At 49.0% G+C, this 22,348-nt stretch carries 27 protein-coding genes; 19 read left to right on the forward strand and 8 right to left on the reverse strand.

The features are described 5' to 3' along the window. Positions 1-373 precede the first annotated feature (373 nt). The 7 genes from MTBMA_RS03975 (at position 374) to pyrG (ending at position 6,995) form a co-directional block, all read left to right on the forward strand. Positions 374-766, forward strand: a complete 393-nt coding sequence (locus MTBMA_RS03975) for a pyridoxamine 5'-phosphate oxidase family protein (protein WP_013295627.1) — start codon at positions 374-376, stop codon at positions 764-766. A 19-nt stretch (positions 767-785) separates the two neighbouring features. Continuing rightward, positions 786-2,201, forward strand: coding sequence for a DUF7411 family protein (locus tag MTBMA_RS03980; RefSeq protein WP_013295628.1), 1,416 nt, complete (start codon positions 786-788; stop codon positions 2,199-2,201). A 125-nt stretch (positions 2,202-2,326) separates the two neighbouring features. Then, the gene (gene gatC, locus MTBMA_RS03985; protein WP_013295629.1) at positions 2,327-2,542 is read left to right on the forward strand and encodes an Asp-tRNA(Asn) amidotransferase subunit GatC; all 216 of its coding nucleotides are present in this window, start codon (positions 2,327-2,329) and stop codon (positions 2,540-2,542) included. Between the two features lie 24 nt (positions 2,543-2,566). Further along, positions 2,567-3,031 carry an ACT domain-containing protein gene (locus MTBMA_RS03990; protein WP_238523404.1) on the forward strand — a complete coding sequence of 155 codons (465 nt, stop codon included), beginning with the start codon at positions 2,567-2,569 and terminating at the stop codon, positions 3,029-3,031. A 5-nt stretch (positions 3,032-3,036) separates the two neighbouring features. Next, positions 3,037-4,059, forward strand: a complete 1,023-nt coding sequence (locus MTBMA_RS03995; RefSeq protein WP_013295631.1) for a homoserine dehydrogenase — start codon at positions 3,037-3,039, stop codon at positions 4,057-4,059. Positions 4,060-4,128: 69 nt separating this feature from the next. Continuing rightward, a complete protein-coding gene (locus tag MTBMA_RS04000) occupies positions 4,129-5,310 on the forward strand; it encodes a cofactor-independent phosphoglycerate mutase (RefSeq protein ID WP_013295632.1) in 1,182 nt (393 codons plus the stop codon). Positions 5,311-5,390: 80 nt separating this feature from the next. Further along, positions 5,391-6,995, forward strand: coding sequence for a glutamine hydrolyzing CTP synthase (gene pyrG, locus MTBMA_RS04005; protein ID WP_013295633.1), 1,605 nt, complete (start codon positions 5,391-5,393; stop codon positions 6,993-6,995). A 10-nt stretch (positions 6,996-7,005) separates the two neighbouring features. Here pyrG and MTBMA_RS04010 read toward each other — a convergent pair whose 3' ends face one another. Beyond that, positions 7,006-7,257, reverse strand: coding sequence for a hypothetical protein (locus MTBMA_RS04010; protein ID WP_013295634.1), 252 nt, complete (start codon positions 7,255-7,257; stop codon positions 7,006-7,008). Positions 7,258-7,766: 509 nt separating this feature from the next. On the opposite strand from MTBMA_RS04010, the gene MTBMA_RS04015 reads away from it, so the two are divergent. From MTBMA_RS04015 to MTBMA_RS04025, 3 genes are all read left to right on the forward strand, one after another. Then, positions 7,767-8,915 carry an A24 family peptidase C-terminal domain-containing protein gene (locus MTBMA_RS04015; protein ID WP_013295636.1) on the forward strand — a complete coding sequence of 383 codons (1,149 nt, stop codon included), beginning with the start codon at positions 7,767-7,769 and terminating at the stop codon, positions 8,913-8,915. 65 nt (positions 8,916-8,980) lie between these two features. Then, entirely contained in the window at positions 8,981-9,412 is a 432-nt protein-coding gene (locus MTBMA_RS04020) for a class III signal peptide-containing protein (RefSeq protein ID WP_013295637.1), read from the forward strand. Positions 9,413-9,422: 10 nt separating this feature from the next. Further along, positions 9,423-10,319: a DUF2101 family protein gene (locus tag MTBMA_RS04025; RefSeq protein WP_013295638.1), complete on the forward strand. Its 897-nt coding sequence runs from the start codon at positions 9,423-9,425 to the stop codon at positions 10,317-10,319. A 74-nt stretch (positions 10,320-10,393) separates the two neighbouring features. On the opposite strand, the gene MTBMA_RS04030 is transcribed toward MTBMA_RS04025, so the two are convergent. Then, on the reverse strand, positions 10,394-10,777 hold the full coding sequence (locus tag MTBMA_RS04030; RefSeq protein WP_013295639.1) for a hypothetical protein: 384 nt from the start codon (positions 10,775-10,777) through the stop codon (positions 10,394-10,396). An 89-nt stretch (positions 10,778-10,866) separates the two neighbouring features. Here MTBMA_RS04030 and MTBMA_RS04035 point away from each other — a divergent pair, with 89 nt between their 5' ends. The 7 genes from MTBMA_RS04035 to MTBMA_RS04065 all read left to right on the forward strand — a co-directional run bounded on the left by MTBMA_RS04035 (position 10,867) and on the right by MTBMA_RS04065 (position 17,360). Next, positions 10,867-11,751: a hypothetical protein gene (locus MTBMA_RS04035; protein WP_013295640.1), complete on the forward strand. Its 885-nt coding sequence runs from the start codon at positions 10,867-10,869 to the stop codon at positions 11,749-11,751. Between the two features lie 27 nt (positions 11,752-11,778). Further along, positions 11,779-13,851 (forward strand): hypothetical protein, encoded by a 2,073-nt coding sequence (locus tag MTBMA_RS04040; RefSeq protein WP_013295641.1) that lies wholly within the window; start codon positions 11,779-11,781, stop codon positions 13,849-13,851. A 2-nt stretch (positions 13,852-13,853) separates the two neighbouring features. Further along, positions 13,854-14,903: a hypothetical protein gene (locus tag MTBMA_RS04045; RefSeq protein WP_013295642.1), complete on the forward strand. Its 1,050-nt coding sequence runs from the start codon at positions 13,854-13,856 to the stop codon at positions 14,901-14,903. 9 nt (positions 14,904-14,912) lie between these two features. Next, positions 14,913-15,308: a hypothetical protein gene (locus tag MTBMA_RS04050; RefSeq protein WP_013295643.1), complete on the forward strand. Its 396-nt coding sequence runs from the start codon at positions 14,913-14,915 to the stop codon at positions 15,306-15,308. Positions 15,309-15,336: 28 nt separating this feature from the next. Further along, a complete protein-coding gene (locus MTBMA_RS04055) occupies positions 15,337-15,738 on the forward strand; it encodes a hypothetical protein (protein WP_013295644.1) in 402 nt (133 codons plus the stop codon). Positions 15,739-15,881: 143 nt separating this feature from the next. Then, positions 15,882-16,676: a hypothetical protein gene (locus MTBMA_RS04060; protein ID WP_013295645.1), complete on the forward strand. Its 795-nt coding sequence runs from the start codon at positions 15,882-15,884 to the stop codon at positions 16,674-16,676. A 3-nt stretch (positions 16,677-16,679) separates the two neighbouring features. Further along, complete coding sequence (locus tag MTBMA_RS04065; protein WP_013295646.1) at positions 16,680-17,360, forward strand: diphthine--ammonia ligase; 681 nt, start codon at positions 16,680-16,682, stop codon at positions 17,358-17,360. 48 nt (positions 17,361-17,408) lie between these two features. Here the strand turns inward: MTBMA_RS04065 and MTBMA_RS04070 are convergent, their stop codons facing one another. The 3 genes from MTBMA_RS04070 to MTBMA_RS04080 are packed head-to-tail and all read right to left on the reverse strand — an operon-like array spanning position 17,409 to position 19,130. After that, positions 17,409-17,819: an RNA-binding domain-containing protein gene (locus MTBMA_RS04070; protein WP_238523405.1), complete on the reverse strand. Its 411-nt coding sequence runs from the start codon at positions 17,817-17,819 to the stop codon at positions 17,409-17,411. Further along, complete coding sequence (locus MTBMA_RS04075; protein WP_013295648.1) at positions 17,816-18,352, reverse strand: AAA family ATPase; 537 nt, start codon at positions 18,350-18,352, stop codon at positions 17,816-17,818. Before MTBMA_RS04075 ends, MTBMA_RS04070 begins: the two co-directional genes overlap by 4 nt. A gap of 16 nt (positions 18,353-18,368) precedes the next feature. After that, positions 18,369-19,130, reverse strand: a complete 762-nt coding sequence (locus MTBMA_RS04080; RefSeq protein WP_013295649.1) for a 4-phosphopantoate--beta-alanine ligase — start codon at positions 19,128-19,130, stop codon at positions 18,369-18,371. A 109-nt stretch (positions 19,131-19,239) separates the two neighbouring features. On the opposite strand from MTBMA_RS04080, the gene MTBMA_RS04085 reads away from it, so the two are divergent. Continuing rightward, complete coding sequence (locus MTBMA_RS04085; protein WP_013295650.1) at positions 19,240-19,455, forward strand: hypothetical protein; 216 nt, start codon at positions 19,240-19,242, stop codon at positions 19,453-19,455. 11 nt (positions 19,456-19,466) lie between these two features. After that, the gene (locus MTBMA_RS04090; RefSeq protein ID WP_013295651.1) at positions 19,467-20,489 is read left to right on the forward strand and encodes a M42 family metallopeptidase; all 1,023 of its coding nucleotides are present in this window, start codon (positions 19,467-19,469) and stop codon (positions 20,487-20,489) included. A gap of 19 nt (positions 20,490-20,508) precedes the next feature. On the opposite strand, the gene MTBMA_RS04095 is transcribed toward MTBMA_RS04090, so the two are convergent. From MTBMA_RS04095 to MTBMA_RS04105, 3 genes are all read right to left on the reverse strand, one after another. Then, positions 20,509-20,760: a hypothetical protein gene (locus tag MTBMA_RS04095; protein ID WP_238523406.1), complete on the reverse strand. Its 252-nt coding sequence runs from the start codon at positions 20,758-20,760 to the stop codon at positions 20,509-20,511. Between the two features lie 284 nt (positions 20,761-21,044). Continuing rightward, positions 21,045-21,758 (reverse strand): ATPase domain-containing protein, encoded by a 714-nt coding sequence (locus MTBMA_RS04100; RefSeq protein ID WP_013295653.1) that lies wholly within the window; start codon positions 21,756-21,758, stop codon positions 21,045-21,047. 61 nt (positions 21,759-21,819) lie between these two features. Further along, positions 21,820-22,326 carry a methanogen output domain 1-containing protein gene (locus tag MTBMA_RS04105; RefSeq protein WP_013295654.1) on the reverse strand — a complete coding sequence of 169 codons (507 nt, stop codon included), beginning with the start codon at positions 22,324-22,326 and terminating at the stop codon, positions 21,820-21,822. Positions 22,327-22,348: the final 22 nt, after the last annotated feature.

A 22,348-nucleotide genomic window follows, 5' to 3' on the forward strand; every position in this document is an offset into this window, starting at 1 on the left:
TGAAATCTTTTCATTTTCAGGATAGATGAATATGCTCTTTCCATCTCCAGAATGGGCTGAATGACAATTCCCAATTCTTTATCCAGCTGAAAGGCACATATAGAACCCAATATTTCAGCCGGATTTTAATTGGATTCCATTTTAAGTATAGGGGCTCTCCAGAGGTGATTTAACATGGTGTGGTGGCAGGCCCATATAATCCTCAAGGGGCACACTCAATTCAGGAGACATTAGAAAGGAGCTTGATGCTTTATAGGCCTATATAACGTCTTATAACGGTTTAAAACGTATTCAAGGGCACAATAACAATCCTGAAGAACCGGAGTTAACTTTATCTACTGATCATCGAGTAATAGGTAAATGGTGATATTATATGATGAGTCGTGAGATGATGGATGCCATCGAAAAGGAACTCGTTTTTGTTGCAACCGCCGATGAGGAGGGCACACCAAACGTGGTCCCCATAGGATTCGCAAGGCCACTTGATGAGAGGACCATCCTCATTGCAGACAACTACATGAAGAAGACCATAAGAAACCTCCATGAAAACCCAAAGATGGCACTGATACCACAGAACGCCAGGGAATGCCCCTACCAGTTCAAGGGAACAGTTGAAATCTTCAAATCAGGCAAATACTTTGACATGGTCGTTGAATGGGCCCAGAACGTCATGACAGAACTTGAACCAAAATCCGCCATACTCATGACTGTTGAGGAAATATACTCAGTAAAGCCGGGACCAGAGGCCGGTGAAAAGGTGGCCTGAAGCCCCCAGAGTGACATGGATGTGTGGTATAGCAGGGTTCAGGGGAGCGGGCGCCAGGGACAAGGTCGCCGCGATGCTCAGAACAATTGGACACAGGGGCCCCGATGCAAGAGGCCTCTACCATGACGGCAGGATCACCATAAAAACCAGTGAGGGGGAGGATGTGCTTGAGGCCCCTCCATCAGAGGACATTGCACTTGGCCACAACCTCCTCTCAATAGTGGGCGGACCCCAGCCGGTTGCAGGTGATGGTGTTCTGGTATTCAACGGTGAAATCTACAGTCATGACATCCCAGCTGGGGGCGATGCCCACCTCATACTGGACCTCATAGAGGGCCACGGCGGCGACCTTGAGGATGCAATCCGATCTGCAGTCAGTGAACTTGACGGGGACTACGCCTTCATCTACACCGATGGAAAGAACCTTGCGGCGGTGAGGGACCCTGTGGGTGTCAAGCCACTCTACCATTCAGGGGAGGCCTTTGCATCGGAGAGAAAGGCCCTGTGGAGTATAGGTCTGCGGAACGTGGAGAGTCTTCAACCTGGTCACGCCATTATAAATGGGAGGATGGTGAAGCTGCGGGGACTCCCCCAGCCCAGAAAATGCACTGAGAGCCCCCATGAACTTAAAGGTCTCCTGAAATCTGCTATCAGGGAGGCGGTAAAAAAGAGGACCCGCGGACTCAACAAGGCAGCACTTGTATTCTCAGGTGGTGTGGACAGCACCCTCCTTGCGGTTCTCCTCAGCGAATACCTGGACATCACCCTCTACACCGTGGGCACGCATGGATCGGCGGATGTTGAATTCGCATCAAGGGCAGCAGAGGACCTTGGCATGGACCTCAATGTAATTGAGGTTACAGAGAAAACCGTGAGGAGTGCACTTCCCCACGTCCTCGGTGCGATTGAGGTGTACAGCCCCATGCAGATCGCCATTGCCATGCCCCTCTACCTTGCATCCAGGGAGGCGTCGGCTGCAGGTTTCAGGGTAATGTTTTCAGGGCAGGGAGCCGATGAGCTCTTCGCAGGATACCACCGCTACAGGAGGCTCCTTGAGGATGGAAACCTTGAAGAGGCGCTGAGGCATGATTTGGAGAACATCTACCATGTCAACCTTGAACGGGATGATGCTGTTACAATGGCAAACTCGGTGGAACTCAGGGTCCCCTTCCTTGGCCTGGAGGTTATAGAGTTAGCCCTCAGGGTCCCCACCTGCTTCAAGATAACTGGCCCCGATGATGAGATGAGAAAGCACATCCTCAGGGAGGTGGCTTCTGAGATGGGAGTCCCTGAGTACATTGCAAAGAGGCCCAAGAAGGCGGCCCAGTACGGTTCAGGGGTTGATCGGATACTTAGAAGGAGGGTGCTCCCTGGATTCGACCATGAGTCCTTCCTGAGGAGGCTTATGAATGAAGGTGGTGTGGTTCAGAGATGATCCCATCATGGGTTCGCCTCTCTAAATTTGTCGTGTCTTGATCTAAGCATTTATATCACTGCACATCAATAGTAGACTCATATGTTCACATTCACGATTACCCATCACACTAGGAGGAATCCTGCATGAAGATAGAGAAAGAGGCTGAGAAGATCCTCGAGGAATTCTCAAGGGCACTTGAAAACGTCCCTGAACTTGAGGAAACATATTACATCGTTGATAACCTTAACAGGACAAGTGAGGATGAGGTTGAGAAGACTGACCCTGAGAAGATCCTCAGAAACGCCCCGGTGGATGAGGACGGCAACATAGTTGTTGAGAGGGGTGAATGGACCCAGTAGGTGTTAAGGATGCGGTTAAACCTGGTGATTGAACTCCGGGATGCCCCCGGCCAGCTTTTATCTGTACTGGAGCCTCTGGGAAGCTCCGGTGCCAATATAGTGACGGTTATACATGAGAGGGACCGTGAATACGGGCCTATGGTACCTGTACAGCTCACGGTGGAGGGTGACAGGGAAACCCTTGACGCGGCCATCAGCAAACTCCAGGAGCGGGGTGTTAACATAATCGAGATGGACGGCGCCCCCCTCAGGGAGAAATTCACAAGCATACTCATAGGCGAAATCTCAGAGGGAGACCTCCATGAGGCTGTGGAGGCAATAAACAGCGTCAGAGGCGCCTCTGTATCTGACCTTTCACTCAGAATGTCCGGGGAAAGACAGTCAGCCAGGATAACCGTTGAGGCCGAACATGGAACCAGTGAAATGGTCCTTGAGAGGATCCAGGAGGCCGCCAGGAGACATGACCTCCTCCTCATAACAGAGGTCTAGGGGTGATGAGAGTGAGGATATGTCTGGTTGGTCTTGGAGCGGTGGGTCAGGGATTCCTCAGGGCGGCACAGCTCAAGGGTGAATACCTCAAAAAAAGGTATGGTCTGGAGCTGACCTTCACCGGTGTTGCAGATTCTTCAGGGGCAATTCATGATGGAAACGGTCTTGATATAGCTGAAATCCTCAGACACAAGAGGGAGGAGGGTGTAGGCTCACACCCCAGTGGAGTTGAGGGTATGAGCGGCCTTGAACTCCTGGATGAGGTTGAATACGACTGCCTGGTTGAGGCAACCCCCACCAGCATAACGGATGGTGAACCCGGAAGGTCACTCCTCATTAAGGCCCTCGGGGATGGTAAACACGTTGTAACATCCAATAAGGGGCACCTGGCACTCTTCTACTCTGAACTCATGGAGCTATCCTCAGAGACCGGTGCAGAGCTCATGTTCGAGGCATCTGTCGGTGGGGCCATGCCCATAATAAACCTTGCAAGGGAGACCCTCACATCCTGCAGCATAGAATCGGTTATAGGGATACTGAACGGCACCACAAACTTCATACTATCAAGGATGACCTCAGAGGGTTCATCATATGAACAGGCCCTCCTTGAGGCACAGGAGCTTGGTATAGCAGAGACCAACCCGGCGCAGGATGTTGAGGGTACAGACGCCGCATGCAAGGCAGTTATACTCGCCAATGCAATCCTCGGAAGGCCATGCACCCTCAGGGATGTCAGTGTGGAGGGTATCACAGGCATAACACAGGGGGCCATTGAACTGGCAGCCCAGGAGGGTTACCTCATAAAGCTCATCGCTGAAATATCAGATGATACACTGGAGGTGGGCCCGAGGCTCGTGAGGATGGGGTCCCCCTACGCTGTTGACGGGACACTCAACATGGCAACCCTCAGGACAGACCTTGCAGGTGAAGTTACAGTGGTTGGGAGGGGTGCCGGGTCCCTGGAGACAGCCTCGGCAATGCTAACAGACACACTCACCATATGGCGGCGGCACAGAGATAGCAGATAATATTTTAATGTTTTTTTAATCCCAGCAGTAATGATAATGGAATTACATTTTAATCTCACAGTGATTATCATGAAGTATGTTATTCTTGTTGGAGATGGAATGGCAGATTATCCCCTTGATGAACTTGATGGCAGGACACCACTCCAGGTTGCGGATAAACCCAACATGGACCAGCTTGCAGAGAAAGGCGCATGCGGACTCCTCAGGACAGTACCAGAGGGCATGGAGGCGGGCTCAGATGTGGCTAACCTCAGCATAATGGGTTACAATCCCAGACGCTACTACACAGGAAGGGGGCCCCTTGAAGCTGCAAGTATAGGTGTGGAGCTCTCCCCTGAGGACGCTGCATTCAGATGCAACCTGATAAATGCAGATGAGAGGATAGTGGACTTTAACGCTGACCACATTGAAACAGATGATGCAGCAGAGCTCATAGATACCCTCAACACACACCTTGAAACCCCGGGAAGATTCTATCCCGGAGTGAGCTACAGGAACCTCTTTGTCATCACGGGAGCCGGTTATACCGATGTGCGAGTCGAACCCCCCCATGACATCGTGGGCGAACCCCTGGACCATCACCTTCCAGGGGGGTCACCTGAGGCAGACCATATAAGGGAGCTCATGCTCGGCTCAAGGGAGATACTTGAATCACACAGGGTCAACCATGAAAGGATTGCCAGGGGAAAGAGGCCAGCAAACATGATATGGCTCTGGGGCCAGGGCACCAGACCATCGATGGAACCATTCGCTGAGAAATATGGTCTGAAGGGCGCCACAATAACAGCCGTTGACCTGATAAAGGGCCTTGGTGTGTATGCGGGCCTCAAGAACATCCATGTCCCCGGCGCAACAGGCTACCTTGACACCGACTACAGGGCCAAGGGGAGGTACGCCGCAGCAGCCCTCGAGGAATACGACTTCCTCTTTGTCCATGTGGAGGCACCCGACGAGGCTGGACACGCAGGTGACGTTGAGGAGAAAATAAAGGCGATAGAGAACATAGACCACTTCGTACTGGGAAGGATACTTGATGCTATGACAGAATACGATTGCAGGATATCCGTGCTCCCGGACCACCCGACACCCGTCGAGGTGAAAACCCATGTACCTGACCCTGTACCCTGCATACTTGCAGGTGATGGTATTGAACCCGATGCTGTAAAATCATACGATGAATTTTCCGTCAGAGAGGGCTCACTGGGCCTTGAGGAGGGTCACAGACTCATAGAGGTAATGAAAACCCTCTAGGTTCTGGCTTCAGGGTACGAATTTTTAATACCTATGAGCCACATAGACTATTCCATTAATCTTATTAAACCAATCAGGAGTTGGTTCATCTGGCCAAGTACATTGTTGTAACAGGAGGAGTTGTAAGTTCCATAGGCAAGGGGATAACAGCAGCATCAATTGGAAGGATACTGAGATCATACGGGCTTTCCGTGACAGCCATCAAGATAGACCCCTATCTCAACTGGGACTCGGGGACCCTCAACCCCTACCAGCACGGTGAGGTCTTTGTTACCGATGATGGTATGGAGACTGACCTTGACCTGGGCCACTACGAGCGCTTCCTGGACTCAGACCTTCCCGGTGAGGCCAACATAACCACCGGTAAGGTTTACCTGTCTGTCATCAACAAGGAGAGGTCCGGCGACTACCTGGGCTCATGTGTGCAGATAATACCCCACATCACCGATGAGATCAAATCCATGATAAGGGGGATTGCAGATAAAAGCGGGGCCGAAGTCGTCCTGGTTGAGGTGGGCGGAACCGTGGGTGACATAGAGGGACAGCCGTTCCTGGAGGCTCTGAGGCAGTTGAGGAATGAGGAGGGCCATGAGAATGTCATGTTCGTCCATGTAACCTATGTACCATATCTACGGGCTGCAGGGGAATTCAAGACAAAGCCAACACAGCACAGCACAAAGGAGCTCAGGAGTACGGGTATAAACCCCGATATGATAATCTGCCGCAGTGAGATGCCCATAGACTCATCACTCAAAAAGAAGATAGCCCACTTCTGTGACGTTGAGGAGGAGGCGGTCGTAAACGCCCCAGACGCATCATCCATATATGAGGTCCCCCTGGTCCTTGACAGTGAAAATGTCGGTGAATACATAGTGAAGAGGATAGAACTGGATGTTGAGGGAGGGGCGGATCTTAAGGAGTGGAGAAAAATCGTGGAATCCCTCATGATAGATGAGCCGGTGGTGACAGTTGGAATAGTGGGCAAGTACGTGGAACTTGAGGACTCCTACATAAGTATAAGGGAGGCCCTCAGGCACGCCGCAGCCCACCTGGGAATCCGCGTTGAAATTGAATGGATAAGTGCCGATGATAACTTCAGTGTGGATGAACTCAGACACCTTGACTCCATACTGATCCCGGGCGGCTTCGGTGAGAGGGGTATCTCAGGAAAACTCGATGCTGTGAGATTCGCCCTTCAGGAGAAGATTCCCATCTTCGGCATATGCCTGGGGATGCAGTGCATGGTGATAGAGTTTGCAAGGCTCAATGGAATGGAGGGCGCCAACAGTACAGAGTTCAACCAGGACACACCCTACCCTGTGATTGACATGATGGAGGAGCAGAAGAGGATAAGGAAGATGGGTGGAACCATGCGGCTCGGCTCCTATGAGTGCAGGGTCAGGGAGGGCACCCTCGCCCATGAGGCCTACGGGGAGGAACTTGTAACTGAGAGGCACAGGCACAGGTTTGAGCTGAACAATGAATTCAGGGATGAACTTGAGGATAAGGGCCTTGTGATTTCAGGGACATCACCCGACGAGTTTCTGGTGGAGATTGTTGAAATCAGGGATCACCCATGGTTCCTGGGATGCCAGTTCCACCCTGAGTTCAAATCAAGACCAAACAGGGCGCACCCACTTTTCGTATCATTCCTGAAGGCGGCATTTGAAAACAGGGAATCCTGATTCCTTTAACCTATTTTTCAAATTTCCCTATAACAGGCTCCCATACCGTGACATCCCCGCTCCTCATAACAGCCCTGAATACACCACCACCATCACCCAGAATCACAAGTCTCACAAACATTGACCTCTCATACTCCCTCTGGAGTACCACGGTCCGGTTTCTCTGAAGGAGTGCGAATGCAACGATATCTGAATCGGGGTCACCCTCAATAATCCTTGGGGTTCCATTCACCAGGTAAAGCCTCGAAACATTCACACCCATTGAATTTCACACATCCACAACATATAAAAGGTCGTCGCTACTTCTTAGTGGTTCAAGTGAGGTGATGGTACCTGTGGAGTAGAGTGTCTCTGTTCCTGTGAAGTTCCAGCTTCCATACTAGAGTATTCAGTAACCCTGTCTTTGAGGCGATCGTGGGTTACAAGGACATAATCCGGTTAGTATGGATTCAACCTTTTGCAGTGCCATCATGGAAGCCATGCCTCTCAATGAGGTAATTAGCACGTTCACCCCTTTCAACACCCAGAACGTCCCCAAGGATAATATTACAAGCATGATAACAGATGTTCTTCTATCAAGTTTTCTAAGATTACTGGTTGATTTTTTGTCCTGACGCAATCTCTCCGTATCCACTGTTGGTTTGTAACCTCTGCATACAATCTGAGATCTCTTCACAAAAACTTAAATATCCTCACTCTGAGAATTAATTAAAAACGAGTCCTGAAATATGAGATTCTCTTAACGATGTTTACCATTAGAGGAGTGATTTTATGGTCATGGAACTGATCTCTGTTTTCATAGCGCTTATCGTTTGTTTCTATGCCTCATACAGTGATATAAAGAGGGGTTTAATACCCAACCGCCTCACGTTTCCTGTTATTGGTCTTGGTCTTGCCTTTAACGCCCTGAGGGCCTACACCGAGGCAGACCCCTGGATATTCATATACACCGTCATCTTCACGGCGGGCATATTTGCCCTTGGCTACATCCTCTGGAGGATGGGTGCCTGGGCCGGTGGTGACGTCAAGCTATTCACGGCCATCACGGCTCTTCTACCCTTCCAGCCATCAATTGTGGATTACACCATTGGAGGGGTGGCTTTTCCTGTAACAGCAACTTATCCGTTCCCTTTAACACTTATAATAAACAGCATACTGTCCCTATTACCATTTCTCCTGGTATACGTCTTCTTCATAATCTACACATCAAGGAGGGACCTCATGGATGAATTCATGGAGCCCCTCAAACAGTATAGGACAAACATGCTCCTTGCCCTTGTGATCACATCGGCGGTGACGCTCACTTTCATCATAACAGACTTTCTACCCTTCCAGATAATAGTGCTCTCACTCATACTGATATACCTCCTCACCATGGTCATATCACGCCTCCCCAACAGGGTGAAGGCTGTGATTGTATCTGTTATAATCGTCTACTCCCTCTACAGGAACTTTGAGTTAACCGTGAGTGGCGTTGTTGTGCTCTGGGTCTCAATAACAGCCATACAGCTCATAAGAAAACTTTTGACATCAATCACAAGGGAGGCCCTGCAGGATACCATGCACGTGGATGAACTGAGGGAGGGCATGATACTCGCCCACACACTCTACAGAAAGGGTGATGAATACTACTTTGATGACACCTCATTCACCGACAGATTCAGGACCGCTGCAAGGACAGGGGATGTCTCCACACTGACCTACAGGGGCGAACCTGTAATTTCGGCAATGGCCGCCGGCCTGGGGGATGAGGAGATCCAGACACTCAGGGACCTTGTGGATAGCGGAAAGATCCGAGACGAGTTCCGCATAAGGAGGGGCCTGCCATTTGCCCCCGCAATACTCATCGGGCTTGTGATCTCACTCCTTGTGGGTGACCTTGCGGTGATACTCTTCAGGGCATTTGACCTGGTATTTTAGCCAAGTATTTAAGAGTGCCTCCACATAAATATCAGCTGAGATATTAAATGTTGAAGGTGATCCGCATGGATAGCAGGGGACAGGTTTCCCTGGAATATCTCCTACTCATACTCGTGGTCCTCCTTGTGCTGGGTGGCGTGACCATACCCCTCATAGGGAGCTCAATAGAGGCGAGTACTGATGTATCCAGGGCATCGGATGCCAAGGTGGCTGTTCAGACACTCTCAGATGCAGCAGATATAGTCTATTCCAATGGGCCAGGGGCAAAGAGAACCGTGAGTTTCTACATCCCCGTTGATGGCACACTCATCTTTGCCAATAACAGCGTGATATTCACAGTTACCTACAGTAACGGTACAAAGTCAAATATAACAGCCCCCACACAGTACAGCCTCACATCACAGTCAGTGAATGTTCAGAGGGGTTGGTACCGCGCAGTGGTTCAGTGGCCACTTAACTCCACCACCGTACTCATAACAAATGTAACAAGGACCTAGGAGGGGTTTAATGAGTTTCTTCTCAAGACTCGGCAGTGCAGTGATAACCCTATTCACACTCATTGGAACGGCAATCTTTGGAATCATAAGGCTTCCGGCTAGGATAAGGAGCATAACATCTGATCTCCGGAAGGGAATCTCAGAGGTTGATGTTGACGATGTGAGAAGAAGGGTCAGGGAAAGGGCTGAGTCAATAGGGGAGCGTATCCCAACCCAGCAGGATGAGGAGGTTCAGGAAATCCTTGAGGAGGCGAGGAACCATGACATCAAGTTACCTGAGGACGACGCCCCAATAATCATCAAGGCAGGGCACTTTGACTCAGCAGAGAAGGAAAACGCGGTCCTTAAACTTCAGTTAACAGCCTCCGGATTCATCGTGCTCTCGATAATATACGTCTTCAATTTCATATCGCTCATTGTATTCATGCCGGCGGCACTTATACTCCTCGGACTCCTCCTGTACATACTCTACCGCCAGATAAGGGTCATGTACCCCGGGGACTTTGAGGCCTACAGGGACTTTTTCCTGATGTACGTGGCTGTTGGGGTCGTTATAATCTTGGTATCAGGTAATTCTGCCCTCACAATGGCCTTCCCATTTGTATTTTTCCCGGCGCTCACAACACTCCTCTTTGCTGTGCTGGCTGTGGCTGTGGTTTTTCTGATATTCAGAATAAGATATGTGCGGGACTACACCTTTGGTGAGGTTATAGAGACAGGTGAAAACACGTCCTATGTCAGGGTTGACTATGATATAAGGAGCAACGTTAAACCAGACGTCTACATCGTTGAGAATGGGGGCTTTGATGTGAAGGTTGGGGATACAGTGAAGCTTGCAGTTGAGGGGTCCGTCATGAGCATGAGGGGTAACAGGCCTGTTAGAATAACCGGTGTGGAAGGGACGTAATCGAATAATAAATAAAAATTAATTTTTTCTAGACATGTACCTGGATGTAACTGGGAAAAGTGGGGAATAGTTTTCTAGACCTGTACAGTGTAGGTCCTATCCCCCAGCCTGACGGTGGTGCTGTTAACCGGCTTTACCCCATTGAGACCTAAGAGGGACTCAACGGTCCTGTTTATCACAAATGCCCTGTAATTTGAGGGAATGGGCGTGTCAAAGTACACAGTTATAGTTCTGTTGCTTCCACCTGTTATGCTTGTCTTCGTGACCTTTACTGGCTTCATGGATATATTGGTGTATGCAATCTCAGCGACCGCAGATGAGGCACCCTCCCTTGCAGCGGCGGCTATACTGTTCTCCTGGGACTGGGGACCTGCAATTGACGAGAATACAAGCACGATTATCACTATGAATGAAACGATCAAGAGAAATTCTGCTGAGATCTGACCCCTGAAGTCCATCTATATCATCCTCCTACTCATATATGAATGATCAAGTATATATAACATTCCTGGCATAAATAATCACATATAAAGAGAAGGGGATAAAATTGAGGGGTATACTGTCTGATAAGAGGGGTTTTGCATTTTCACTTGACATACTTCTGGCTCTCATACCATTAACCATCATGCTGGGCATACTTGCCGCTGATATGGACAACATAATGTATTTAACACAGAGCACAATCTATCAGAGCGCCCTTGACCGCCAGGCATCTGACATAGCAGACGCCCTCGTTGAAACCTCTGGTGTCCCCCCAGACTGGGAGCAGCTCGGAAACCCCCAGAGCATAGGACTTGCAAGGTATGACCCTGTGAGAAACATGCCCCAGAAGAACTACCTCTCCCCGGCAAAGATCGCGGGGATTAACACAACCAACATGGGGGAACTTGTGGGTCCGGAGTATGGTTACTATATAAACATAAGCACCACCGAGGGTCTCACTGTCAGAACCCTTGGAACCCTTAACACAAGTGCCCCTGACATTGCAAGGGTTGAACGTTACGTCCTCACCACCAAGGTTGAGCGTGTGGGTTCAATAGAGGGCCTCATAAGGGATGCTGGGCAGCCAAGGACATACACAACCAACTTCCCAACCAATGAAGCATATCTTAGAATCTACGACTACTGGGTTCTTGTAATCAACAGGGGATACGATTCAGCATTCGTGGATGTTAACAACAACCGTGTTGTGCCCCCAAACGAGATAAACAGGCACATCACAGAGATCAAGAAACAGATAAATGAGACCTACCTCTACAATAACACAACATTCAGGGATAACATACTGAGTGTCAGAACCCAGAGTAACCCCGGGGCATCAATGGATGTCTACATCCTTGCAGCGCCCAAAGGCACCCCCCCAGATCAGATAACACTTGATAACGTGAGGTTAAGGCCAGCCAGATTTGTCCTGTACCTCTGGCTAAAATGATAATTTACCTGATGCAGGTGATCAGTTATGATCCGTGATTTTGGCGATGATGAGGGAGGATTCATATTCACAACCGATGCCGTCCTGGCCCTGGTTGTTGTATTCATATTCACAGCATCAATTGTGACATACTTTGCGCTTCCAAATTATATGGGGTCTGACCATCAGCACCTTGAGGCCCTGGCAGCGGACGCCCTGGATGTCATGAGACAGGACGGGACACTCTACTCTGCAGCCGCCATGTACTCCAGGAACAACACGGCAGGCGCAGAGAACCTGATAAGCTCTGAGCTGAGATCGCTGCTACCACCCGGAGTTGGTTATGAGTTCAAAATGGGCCCGTACCCGACCCTCAGGAATGACAGCGGGATACTCGTATCAAGGGATACCGCATCCAGGGCCATTGTGATTTCAGGTCCTGAGGAGGGCTGGCTTGGACGTGCATGGTACAAGATGGAGGAGGTCACACTGGAGGACCAGGAAATAAACTCCACAACAACCGTGTGGAACTTCCATAACTGGCTCTCCAATTTCTGGAACAGTCTTTATTCAAGACCATACTGGGGGTACCAGACAGCACCCCGGAACATTACCTTCTCGGTCCCATCAAGTAACATCCACTGGGGTAAATTCCTCCTTGGCTCATGTAACCGGCGGAACAAGGCATCATACGGGGCCAACGTGGTGATAAACAACGTCCCCCATATTGTCAGAAACGATAGTTTCACCTTCCTTAACCTCAGACCCGGAACAACAAGGGAACTCATGTACAATTATCAGGGGAACATAACGTCACTTGTGGGCGGCTCAAACAGGTTCTATGTCCAGTTCACCAACATGACCACAACGGGAACCCGGGATTACGATTTGCCATGGTTTTCAATAATAGCAAACTATACAAACACAATAAAGGTGCCGAAGGGTATCATTACCCGCACATATGCCTTCAATGACGCTGCTGGTCTCGCAGTACCCAGCTTAACGAGACTGGACAAAAATGGAACCATGGGTTACGGTCGTATATATGACCTCAACACGGGTACGGTTACCAACCTCGACACAAGGAGGGTGATAGCATGGAACAGTATGGTGAGACAGAACCATTTATACTCCAATGGTCTGCCATTCGTAATTGATAACGTTAATGGGGGTAGCGCAGATGGATGTGCGGTTAGCGTCACGCAGGACATCCCCATACCCCCAGGTTCAAGGATACTCGATGCCTATACAGTTGTCAACCCATATGGTGGTGTTGACAATGCCCTTGTGGAGGTATGGAATGGTACCGCCTGGAATGTGGCTTTCTGTTCGTTTGATTATGGTGGAGTAGACTACAGTTCGGTGAGTGACGGTTACGGTAACGTGCCAGGCACAATATACATCAGGGACTACCTGAGGTCCGGGCAGACCAACAAGGTCCGGGTGACAATATGGGACAACGTCCCTGGCCAGGACTACGACCTGGTGGGCCTTGTTGACTGCTACTCCACGGTCTCCTACACATCATTACCCATCCAGTGGAACAACTACCCCTTTGCAAGCTACCAGAACTCAACCACTGTATCAGCACCTGTAAGGCAGTTTGCCATTGGAACAGATGCCAAGAAGGTCCTGCTCTTCGTGGGGGCCGGACTTGACACCAAAACCATTAAGGTTGAGGTTAAAAACTCAACCAGCGCCTGGACCCAGCTCTACAATGGCCCTGTGCCCTTCTCACTGGATATAGGGGCCATTGATGTTGCAGGAAGTAAGATATTCACAACGGGCGGGACCCCTGGGAACTACAGTGCAAGGCCTGGAACCTATAATATACGTGTCACCATAAATTCAGGGCAGGGCTGGGAGTCAGGGGACTCCAATGCTGAGATATATTCAGGTACACGTGTTGCTGTCATATACCCGAAATTCCTTGCAAACATGTGGGCCACAGAATATGCCAACGACGCGTACACGGCCCAGGCCCTTGCAAGGCAGGAGCTCATAGAGATGCTCCAGGCATCAGGTTACAACATAGACCCATCACTTATAAGGACCGAGGCCCTCTACACGGGGGACATGCCCAATTCATTACCTGTTAGACTAACGCTGTGGAGGAGTTAGATATGGGCATAATCCGTGACGAGGATGGATACGCATTCACACCACTTGCAGTACTCCTCTTTATACCAGTAATTGTAATCGCCATATCCTATGGAAGCATAGCCAATGAGGCCAACATGCTGGCAGCCCTTACAATGGGTGGAGATGTCACCGTAACGGTGGTTGGCTCAATATACACGACAGTTGAGAAGGCCGCGGCGGATGCGGGTCGTAACGCGGCATACAATGCATCAAGGAATGTTATAGATAACGCTGAGTTCTTCCCGGCCGGCACCAGCAAGGCCAACATAACAAGGAATATCGTTGATGCCATAAACGCCAACGTCATAAACACATCACAGGAGCTTGAAAGGCAGACAGGCCGCCAGATCTACATCAACAATATACCCATAACCAATTACACCAACGCAACATTCACCACATCAGACGTTACAATAACACAGAATGACCCCTTCGGGTTCTCAGTGGAGATACGCGGCGGCATACCTGTGAAGGTTGTTCAGAAGGACCAGGTATATGAGTTCCGGCTGCCACAGGTGTCATCCTATGTGAGCCTTGAGGGTATAGAGGACCCCTACATATGGATAAACACCAAGTTCCGTGCAAGTAACGTGATCTACAAGTATCCCTACTATGCAAGTAACGGTACATATGCAGACTACAGGCTCAATGAGAGCGTTGACAGGGACGGGAGGCTTCAGAACCTCTGGTACTGCCTCAACGGGACCGACAACCCCAGTAACATAACACCAAGACCCTACTACTTTGTGGACCCGTATGGCCTTTCATTCTTTGACCGCCTTGAGAACAGGTCATCATCAGCGGACCCCCAGTACACCCGCATGAGCACCTTCATAATAGGGGACCCCCTACTTGAGGACCACAACGGCAACCAGTACATCTCAAAGGTTGACAGGGAGTACTTCCTTGGAATCCCTGGGACAACCATCAAGGTGAAGAATAATGTCGTTTATGACCCCCTTGGATATCCATTCTGCCTCTCAGCAACCTACAAAAACCTGCTGGGTCTTGCAGCAAACAATTACAGTTAGGGTGATTCAATGGATGATGCTGGTGTTTTAAGCATAGACTTCCTCTTCGCAACACTGATAGCTCTCATCATAATCGCGGGGATGGTAAGCATGGTGGACAGTGAACTCTCAAGGACACAGGCGGGTGAACTTGGGGAGGCCAGGATGATGGGTGAACGTGTTGTGGGTGCGGTGAATGCAGCCTACACCAATGGTCCCGGTTATGCTGTTAACCTCACATTAACCTCTGATTTTCCATACACAATTGAGGTGAGGAATGGCAGGGTCACCGTGTTCTATAAGTCAAGCACCATCAGACTCAACCTTATACCCAAGGTCAACGTGACCACGACCAACATGACTCCAGGATTCACATACACTGTGAGGAACCAGAACGGCACCATAACCATAACTAAACTCACCTGAGCAATCAAAAAAGTCCGGAGGATCTCTCTTGTTCAGTGACCTTAGATGGGAGTATAAGGCCCTTGCAATCATTGCCATCATCGCTGTTCTTGTAACGGTGTACTCATACAGCTCATTCAATCAGGGGGAGAGGGTGAGGCTCTCTGATTCAACACAAATCCAACCCCAGCCACAGCCTGTACCTGTGAGCGTACCCAACATGACAGATAACAGAACAAACACAACTGAGAATGTTACGGCCGAGGAGGCCAGGCAGATAGCCGCAGAGTCCGGTTACACAGCAGGACAGCCCACAAGGGGCTCAATAAACCTGAACGGCACCAATGTGGAGGTATGGATTGTCCCCCTCCAGAGGAGTGGAAGGACAGTTAAGGAGGTCTATGTGAGTATGGAGGGCGGACAGATTGTGGGAAGCAGGGAATTCACCTGATTAAGCAGTTCCGCGGAATCCTTATTTCATCTCTCGGGGCAGGGAATTCACCTGCAAGCAATAATCACAACATATTTAAGGCCAGCTGAGATATTATTGGTAAGTGATTAAAGCGCCCCTCAAAAGGATTCACGGTGAATAAAATGGATGTTCTGAGTGTAATCGTAATGCTGGCCCTATTTTTGCTTCTACTTGCATTCATATTCTCCGCTGGCCTCATGACGCCTGTAATTGGCAGCAAGAACATTATATTCGTGATATTCATAGGCTTCATTGCAGGGACCATTGGCGGTGCATTCCTTATCTCACCGGTTTACGATGAGATCCCTGAAATTGCAAGGAGCATATACCTCTCAACATCTGGAGCCACAGAAACCGTAACCGCGGATGTCTCAACAGATACCGATATAGAGAGGCTCAAAGAGGATCTTGCCTCCCAGGAGGGGGTTGTGGATGTCCACTCTGAGGGGATCGTGATAAAGACAGATAAATTCACAGAGGAACGTAAAAGAATAATAGAGGATAAAATAGCGGTTATAGACTCCAATATAACCTCATGGAATGTTTACACGAATGGCACCATAATCCTGCAGGTTAAAAGGGGATACAACCCTGTGAATGCCCTTGAGAACCTTGCGAAGTGGCTCATGTACACCGGAGGTATAAACACAAGGTACAGCACGGTTAAGCTGGTGGTGGAGGTGAAGCCAGCAAATGTCGATGCAGTCGTCTCCTACCTTGAGGCGAGGGACATCGTTGTAACAGGTGTCAGGGGCCCTTCAGAGGATAAGGTGGCTGAACTCAGGAGGTTTTTACCGGCTAAATCCAATATAGTACTCTTCTGTGGTGTTCTTGGAGTGATAACGGGTCTTGCAGGTGTTTTCATAGATTCCATCATGGGTTCTTTCAGGAAGATTTACAGGAAGTACAGGGGGTGAAGCATGAGGTCCGCGGTTCTATATTCAGGGGGTAAGGACAGTACAATGGCCCTCTACCATGCACTCCAGGAGTCGGAGGTTCGATTTCTTGTTTCAATGGTATCAGATAACCCCGAGTCCCACATGTACCATGTGCCAAACATCCAACTCACATCCCTCCTTGCAGAGGCCCTTGGAATACCCCTCATTGAATCCAGGACTGAGGGTGTTGAGGAGGAGGAGGTTGAGGACCTTGCAGAGACTCTTTCCATGCTGAAGGAGAGGGGTGTGGATGCTGTTTACTCAGGGGCACTTTACTCTGAGTATCAGAGGTCAAGGATAGATGAGGTCTGCAGGGGCCTTGGCCTTAAGTCCGTGGCACCCCTCTGGCACAGGGACCCGCTGGATTATATGGAGGAGGTGGTTGACCTTGGATTCAGGGTCATGGTAACAGCGGTTGCAGCTGAGGGCCTGGATGAGTCATGGCTTGGGAGGATTGTTGACAGGAGGATGATCTCTGAACTCGCTGATCTCAGTGAGAGGTATGGTATAAACCCCGCCTTTGAAGGTGGTGAGGCTGAGACCCTTGTCCTTGATGGTCCCATATTTAAGAAGAGACTTGAGATAATTGAATATGAAAAGAAGTGGTTCTTTGATAATGGATTCATGGATATAAAGAGGGCTGTGCTTGTTGATAAGGATTAGTTTTATTTTTTGTTAGTTTATCTGGAGTGCTTGTTGATAGGATTGCTTTTATTTTTCATCCATACTTCCCTCCATCTCCCCGGATACATCAGGTGCAAGCCAGTCAATGATCCCCATTATATCATCTGATTCAATCTCCACCATTATATCCCCAAGGGGGGTGATGGGCTCCTCGAGAACATTGACACGTCCTATGAGTGCCGCCTGCTTGTTTATATAAATTCGGGTCAATTTGCCCCTCATGTTCTTAATTAGGATTCCCCGGGCGGTTAACCGTATCCTCCGCCTTTCAAGGGCCTCCCTGAGTTCACTGAGACTCTCAGTATTGCCTTCACCCTTCAGGAAATCTCCATAACCTTCAATTTCAAGGTCTGGAAATACGTTCATAACGGCCTCCCTGACCTTTTCAGGGTCCTCTGTTGCTCGCACCGGAACCTCAACCCTCACAGTATCCATCATCTTCCCTCCTCGCATAGTTTCCTCAGTATCTTTTTCGCCTGCTTCTTTATCTTCCAGATGGGGCCCTCATTGACTATCATGTAATCTGAGGTTGCTATTACATTCCCTATTCCGAATCCAAGTTCCCTTTCATCCCTTTCAATGAATTCACTGTAACTTGATGAATCATCCTCTCTTCTGCGCTTTTTGAGGCGTTTGAATCTTGTCTTTCGCGTTGAGAATACAGATATCACCCTGAATCCAGGGAAGTTCTCCCTGAATATCTCGACCTCGTGGGGGCTCCTTATTCCCTCTATGAGGAACCTCTCAGATTTTGCCTTCTGTATCCTTTCAACACACTTCTCGGCAACAACGTATTCGCCGTATTCCTCTCTGAGGCGGACAGCCGTTACACCTGGTTCCTCACCGCGTTTTCTGGCTTCATCCCTTATAACGTCACCCATCCTTATAACCTGAAATCCCATGGACTCGGCGACCCTTGATACGACACCCTTACCTGCTCCTGGCATCCCTGAAACTCCAATAACCACCATACTTACACACTCTGATTTATTCTTGTGAAGACTCGATCTCTGGATTGTAACGCCTTATATCAAGCAATTTTATGGTTTCCCTCAGGTTTTCTGTGTTGTCAAATTTCCTGAGGATCCCCTCAAGTTCCTCCCTTGGGGCATCCCTGAGTTCCCTTACAGTATCTATCAGGGCAGGCACAGCCCTTACAATGTTATCTGTTATACTTATACTGGCCATTCTCGATGTACGCGAGAGGGGGTTGAGGTCCACCGTTATGACGGTTTTCCCGGATTTTCTCAGTATCTCGGTCCTATCACCATCTTCGAGGGGTACAAGGACTGTATCGGCGCTGTATATACCATCAGGACTTGCTGTTGCCCTTGGGCTCATTATACCATCTATGTGCATGAGTTTACCTGTTCCAAGGACCTCTGATGCCCCATGTTCCCTCAGAACCTCCTCGATGAGTTTCACCCTTTTCTCTGTCCTGTGGAAAAGGTTTATCTCGATTTTTCCTCCAATCTCCCCTGCAAGTTCCACAACCTCTGCAGGGACAAGGGCTGCAGTGTTCCCGTTAACTGAAATTACAGGGTTCTCTGCAAGGATAAGAGCTGCTGCCGCCGCTTTTATGGCCTTTCTGGCAGGTTCTGTTGTCTCTTCACCCAGCAGGTAGTCAAAGGCTTCACCCCTTCCATGGGCGATCATCCCTGAGTCTGCAAGTATGCCCTTTCGCCAGGCATCTGTTATTTTTTCTCTCTGCATAAGTGAATGGTAGCGTGGATGGTCCCTTGAAATCATGGTACTCTATTGTACCGGACATTTAATAAGTTTATTTCATGTAGTTAAGTGGGTGTCAGCCAAATATTTTATACCAGCTTGAAGATAGAATTAGGAGGAGGAATCCATAATGGAAGAGGAAGTTGAGATCAAACGAAAACCCAGAAAGCCAGAGTATGGGAAAAGCCTCTGGGGGATCTACCTTGGGTCAATCCTGGTGATAATAGGTGTTATATGGTTTGCCTTTGCATCAGGCCTTATACCACCCCAGTACTCAAGGTTCTGGCCCCAGGCCCTGCTGGTTATTATCGGGGTTCTTATAATCATAAAATCCATCAGGAACTGAGCGGTGATTGTATGAAGGAACTCATGAAGCGTCTCTCACTTGCCAGCGGAGTCTCTGGATTTGAGGGAGAGGTAAGGGATATCATAGCATCTGAACTTGAAGGTCATGTTGATAAGATAGAGGAGGACAGGCTTGGTAACATCATCGCAACCAGGAGTGGGTCCGGTCCATCGGTCATGCTTGCAGCCCACATGGATGAAATAGGCCTCATGGTGAGGCACATTGATAAGAAGGGCTTCATAAGGTTTTCAAAGATCGGGGGAATCAGTGACCAGATGATACTCAACCAGGCTGTCTGGATCCACGGGGAGAATGGCCCTGTGATGGGCGTCATTGGATCCAAGCCCCCCCACCGGATGAAGGCCGCTGAGAGGAAGAAGGTAACAACCCATGATAACATGTTCATCGATATAGGGGCAGAGTCCCGTGAGGATGCAGAGGAACTTGTCTCTGTGGGGGATCCCATTACATTCCATGCACCCTACAGTGAACTTCCCAATTCCCGATTCACAGGAAAGGCCCTTGACAACCGTATAGGGTGCCTTGTGATGGTTGAGGTCCTTAAAAGGGTTGATACTGATGCAACAGTTTACGGTGTTGGAACGGTCCAGGAGGAGGTCGGGCTGAAGGGTGCCAAGACCTCGGCCTTCAAGCTCAACCCTGACATGGCCCTTGCCCTTGATGTCACAATAGCCGGGGATCACCCAGGTATGAAGGAGGAGGAGGCACCAGCGAAGCTTGACGGTGGCCCTGCTGTCATCCTCACAGATGCGAGTGGTAGGGGTATAATAACCCATCCAAGGGTTAAGGACTGGCTCCTTGAGACCGCAGGGGAGGAGGATATACCGGTGCAGATAGAGGTGAGTGAGGGGGGCACGACCGATGCAACAGCCATTCACCTTACAAGGGAGGGTATACCTGCGGGTGTGGTCTCTGTACCCACAAGGTACATCCACACAACGGTGAGCATGGCAAGCATGAAGGACATCGAGATGACCGTTGACCTTCTTGTTAAGGCAATTGAAAGACTTTAAACCCCCCACCTGTTTTTCACTACGATTTAACCTTCATTTTCCCGTCAACATAGAAGATATATGGGCTGTCGCACCAGTTTTCATAGACCTCCACCACATATTTACTGCCCATGCCCACATCGCTGGTCATAATCTCATTCAGAAACTGGCCGACTGTTTCCTCTGAAATTTTCACCCGGCAAGGAAATTCGCACTGTTTTTTCATTTCAAAGACCTTTATTATGACTTTTCTCTTCAACATGCAAACCTCCTTTTGAATAACTTTGATCAATTATGTAATAATGTAATATATAAAATTATCTAATTATTACATTGTGATGGAAGCCAGGTACATGGAAAGTTGGAAAACCATGCGACAGCTTAAGACTCTAAATAAATGTCATACTGGAAAAATAAGGCATCATGATAAAATTAAGATAAAATTAATATCACTGGAGGTTTCCTTCATGTAGAGGCTCTTTTAAATATGATAAAATCTTTTAAATATGGATAAAATTAATATCACGGGGTTTATCCAATCTTCATGAAGATAACTTTGGATTGATTGGTACCGTATTACTCATCAGGATTTTCAATGACCTCAAGACCATCATCTGATATGATGTACGGTACAAATTCAATCGGTGTCCTTGTGCTCCTCATTTTTATAATGTCCATAACCCTCTCCCGTCTACCGGTATAGGGGTTCTCCCTCTTTATCAGTTTTATGGCCCCGTATACCGCATAGAGGGCTATTTCATTGAACTCCATGGAGGTGGCGCTGTCAAGGATTATCAATGCAGTTATACCCCTCTTCTTTAGTTCGTAGATGAGGAGGTCAAACTGGTCCCGGAACTCATGTGTCGTGAGTTTCTCTGTATGGCTCCCTATACTGTCTATTACAAGCACCTCAGTGTCCTCCGGGATCTCAGCCAGTATCTTCTGAAGGTTTCCCTTGACGGATTCAATGCCTATGTGTATCTCTGCCTCTGTGAGCCTTGCCCTTATTGCAGAGAGTCCTATGATCTTCAGGGCGCCTGATTCCATCAGTTCATCTATATCCCACCCAAGTGAGGCGCACTGGATCCTCAGGTCAGTCTCGTCCTCCTCTGTTGTAACATAGACTGTCTTAAGTCCTTTCCTGGCACTCTCAATGGCAAAGTGGAGTGCCATGATGGTCTTACCAGCCCCGGCGTCACCTGTTACAAGAATACTCCTCCCCTGAGGGTATCCCCCTATTATATCGTCCAGTCCCTTAACCCCCGTACCTAACCTGGGTATAGCATCCATTTATTTACCCCCCTTAATCCATTCAGATACATTTATGAATTCAAATATGAGGTTTCCCTCTCTATACCATATGGAATTCGAATGTGAGGTTCTCGTCCCTGCTCCTCAGCGTTGAGGTCTGTATGACGCTTCCCTTGATGCCGGTCCAGGTGAAGCTCCTCATCAGCATGGCCCTGAATATGAGTGAGAAGATGGGATTCTGACGTGCCTCATTGATCCAGGGAAACGTTTTAAATTCAAGTACATGCCGTGACTTCTCCTTTCGGAGTGTGGTCTCGATTCCAAGGTTCCCGAGAAACCCTGAAAGCCACTTTATATATGCATTGAAAACCCTCTCGGGCGCCCTACCTGACCTGATATCCTCAACAACCCCCAGCTTCTCCATCATCCTCTGGAAGTTGGGTTTGAGGTTCTTCTCAAACCTGTCTGCAAAGTTCTTTATGATGGCATTTCTGAGCTGTGGGGGGATTGAAGATGCAAAGACTGGCACAGCCGAAACAACGAATCCATAAAGCTGGGCCTTTGACCTCTCACGGATGAGTTCCTCCCTCCTCTTCTCAGCCTCCACCCTATCTGTGATATCGTGTCCT

This window comes from Methanothermobacter marburgensis str. Marburg, from assembly GCF_000145295.1.
GTDB lineage: Archaea > Methanobacteriota > Methanobacteria > Methanobacteriales > Methanothermobacteraceae > Methanothermobacter > Methanothermobacter marburgensis.

What these genes read in the sequence shown, in the direction of transcription:
- MTBMA_RS03980 (WP_013295628.1), top strand. Translation starts at nt 786, where the DNA reads ATGTGTGGTATAGCAGGGTTCAGGGGAGCGGGCGCCAGGGACAAGGTC.
- MTBMA_RS04070 (WP_238523405.1), bottom strand. Translation starts at nt 17,819, where the DNA reads ATGATGGATACTGTGAGGGTTGAGGTTCCGGTGCGAGCAACAGAGGAC.
- MTBMA_RS04015 (WP_013295636.1), top strand. Translation starts at nt 7,767, where the DNA reads ATGGTCATGGAACTGATCTCTGTTTTCATAGCGCTTATCGTTTGTTTC.
- gatC (WP_013295629.1), top strand. Translation starts at nt 2,327, where the DNA reads ATGAAGATAGAGAAAGAGGCTGAGAAGATCCTCGAGGAATTCTCAAGG.
- MTBMA_RS04050 (WP_013295643.1), top strand. Translation starts at nt 14,913, where the DNA reads ATGGATGATGCTGGTGTTTTAAGCATAGACTTCCTCTTCGCAACACTG.
- MTBMA_RS04065 (WP_013295646.1), top strand. Translation starts at nt 16,680, where the DNA reads ATGAGGTCCGCGGTTCTATATTCAGGGGGTAAGGACAGTACAATGGCC.
- MTBMA_RS04040 (WP_013295641.1), top strand. Translation starts at nt 11,779, where the DNA reads ATGATCCGTGATTTTGGCGATGATGAGGGAGGATTCATATTCACAACC.
- MTBMA_RS04060 (WP_013295645.1), top strand. Translation starts at nt 15,882, where the DNA reads ATGGATGTTCTGAGTGTAATCGTAATGCTGGCCCTATTTTTGCTTCTA.
- MTBMA_RS04010 (WP_013295634.1), bottom strand. Translation starts at nt 7,257, where the DNA reads ATGGGTGTGAATGTTTCGAGGCTTTACCTGGTGAATGGAACCCCAAGG.
- MTBMA_RS04000 (WP_013295632.1), top strand. Translation starts at nt 4,129, where the DNA reads ATGAAGTATGTTATTCTTGTTGGAGATGGAATGGCAGATTATCCCCTT.
- MTBMA_RS04100 (WP_013295653.1), bottom strand. Translation starts at nt 21,758, where the DNA reads ATGGATGCTATACCCAGGTTAGGTACGGGGGTTAAGGGACTGGACGAT.
- MTBMA_RS04075 (WP_013295648.1), bottom strand. Translation starts at nt 18,352, where the DNA reads ATGGTGGTTATTGGAGTTTCAGGGATGCCAGGAGCAGGTAAGGGTGTC.
- MTBMA_RS04085 (WP_013295650.1), top strand. Translation starts at nt 19,240, where the DNA reads ATGGAAGAGGAAGTTGAGATCAAACGAAAACCCAGAAAGCCAGAGTAT.
- MTBMA_RS04080 (WP_013295649.1), bottom strand. Translation starts at nt 19,130, where the DNA reads ATGATTTCAAGGGACCATCCACGCTACCATTCACTTATGCAGAGAGAA.
- MTBMA_RS04030 (WP_013295639.1), bottom strand. Translation starts at nt 10,777, where the DNA reads ATGGACTTCAGGGGTCAGATCTCAGCAGAATTTCTCTTGATCGTTTCA.
- MTBMA_RS04020 (WP_013295637.1), top strand. Translation starts at nt 8,981, where the DNA reads ATGGATAGCAGGGGACAGGTTTCCCTGGAATATCTCCTACTCATACTC.
- MTBMA_RS03975 (WP_013295627.1), top strand. Translation starts at nt 374, where the DNA reads ATGATGAGTCGTGAGATGATGGATGCCATCGAAAAGGAACTCGTTTTT.
- MTBMA_RS03995 (WP_013295631.1), top strand. Translation starts at nt 3,037, where the DNA reads ATGAGAGTGAGGATATGTCTGGTTGGTCTTGGAGCGGTGGGTCAGGGA.
- MTBMA_RS04090 (WP_013295651.1), top strand. Translation starts at nt 19,467, where the DNA reads ATGAAGGAACTCATGAAGCGTCTCTCACTTGCCAGCGGAGTCTCTGGA.
- MTBMA_RS04045 (WP_013295642.1), top strand. Translation starts at nt 13,854, where the DNA reads ATGGGCATAATCCGTGACGAGGATGGATACGCATTCACACCACTTGCA.
- MTBMA_RS04025 (WP_013295638.1), top strand. Translation starts at nt 9,423, where the DNA reads ATGAGTTTCTTCTCAAGACTCGGCAGTGCAGTGATAACCCTATTCACA.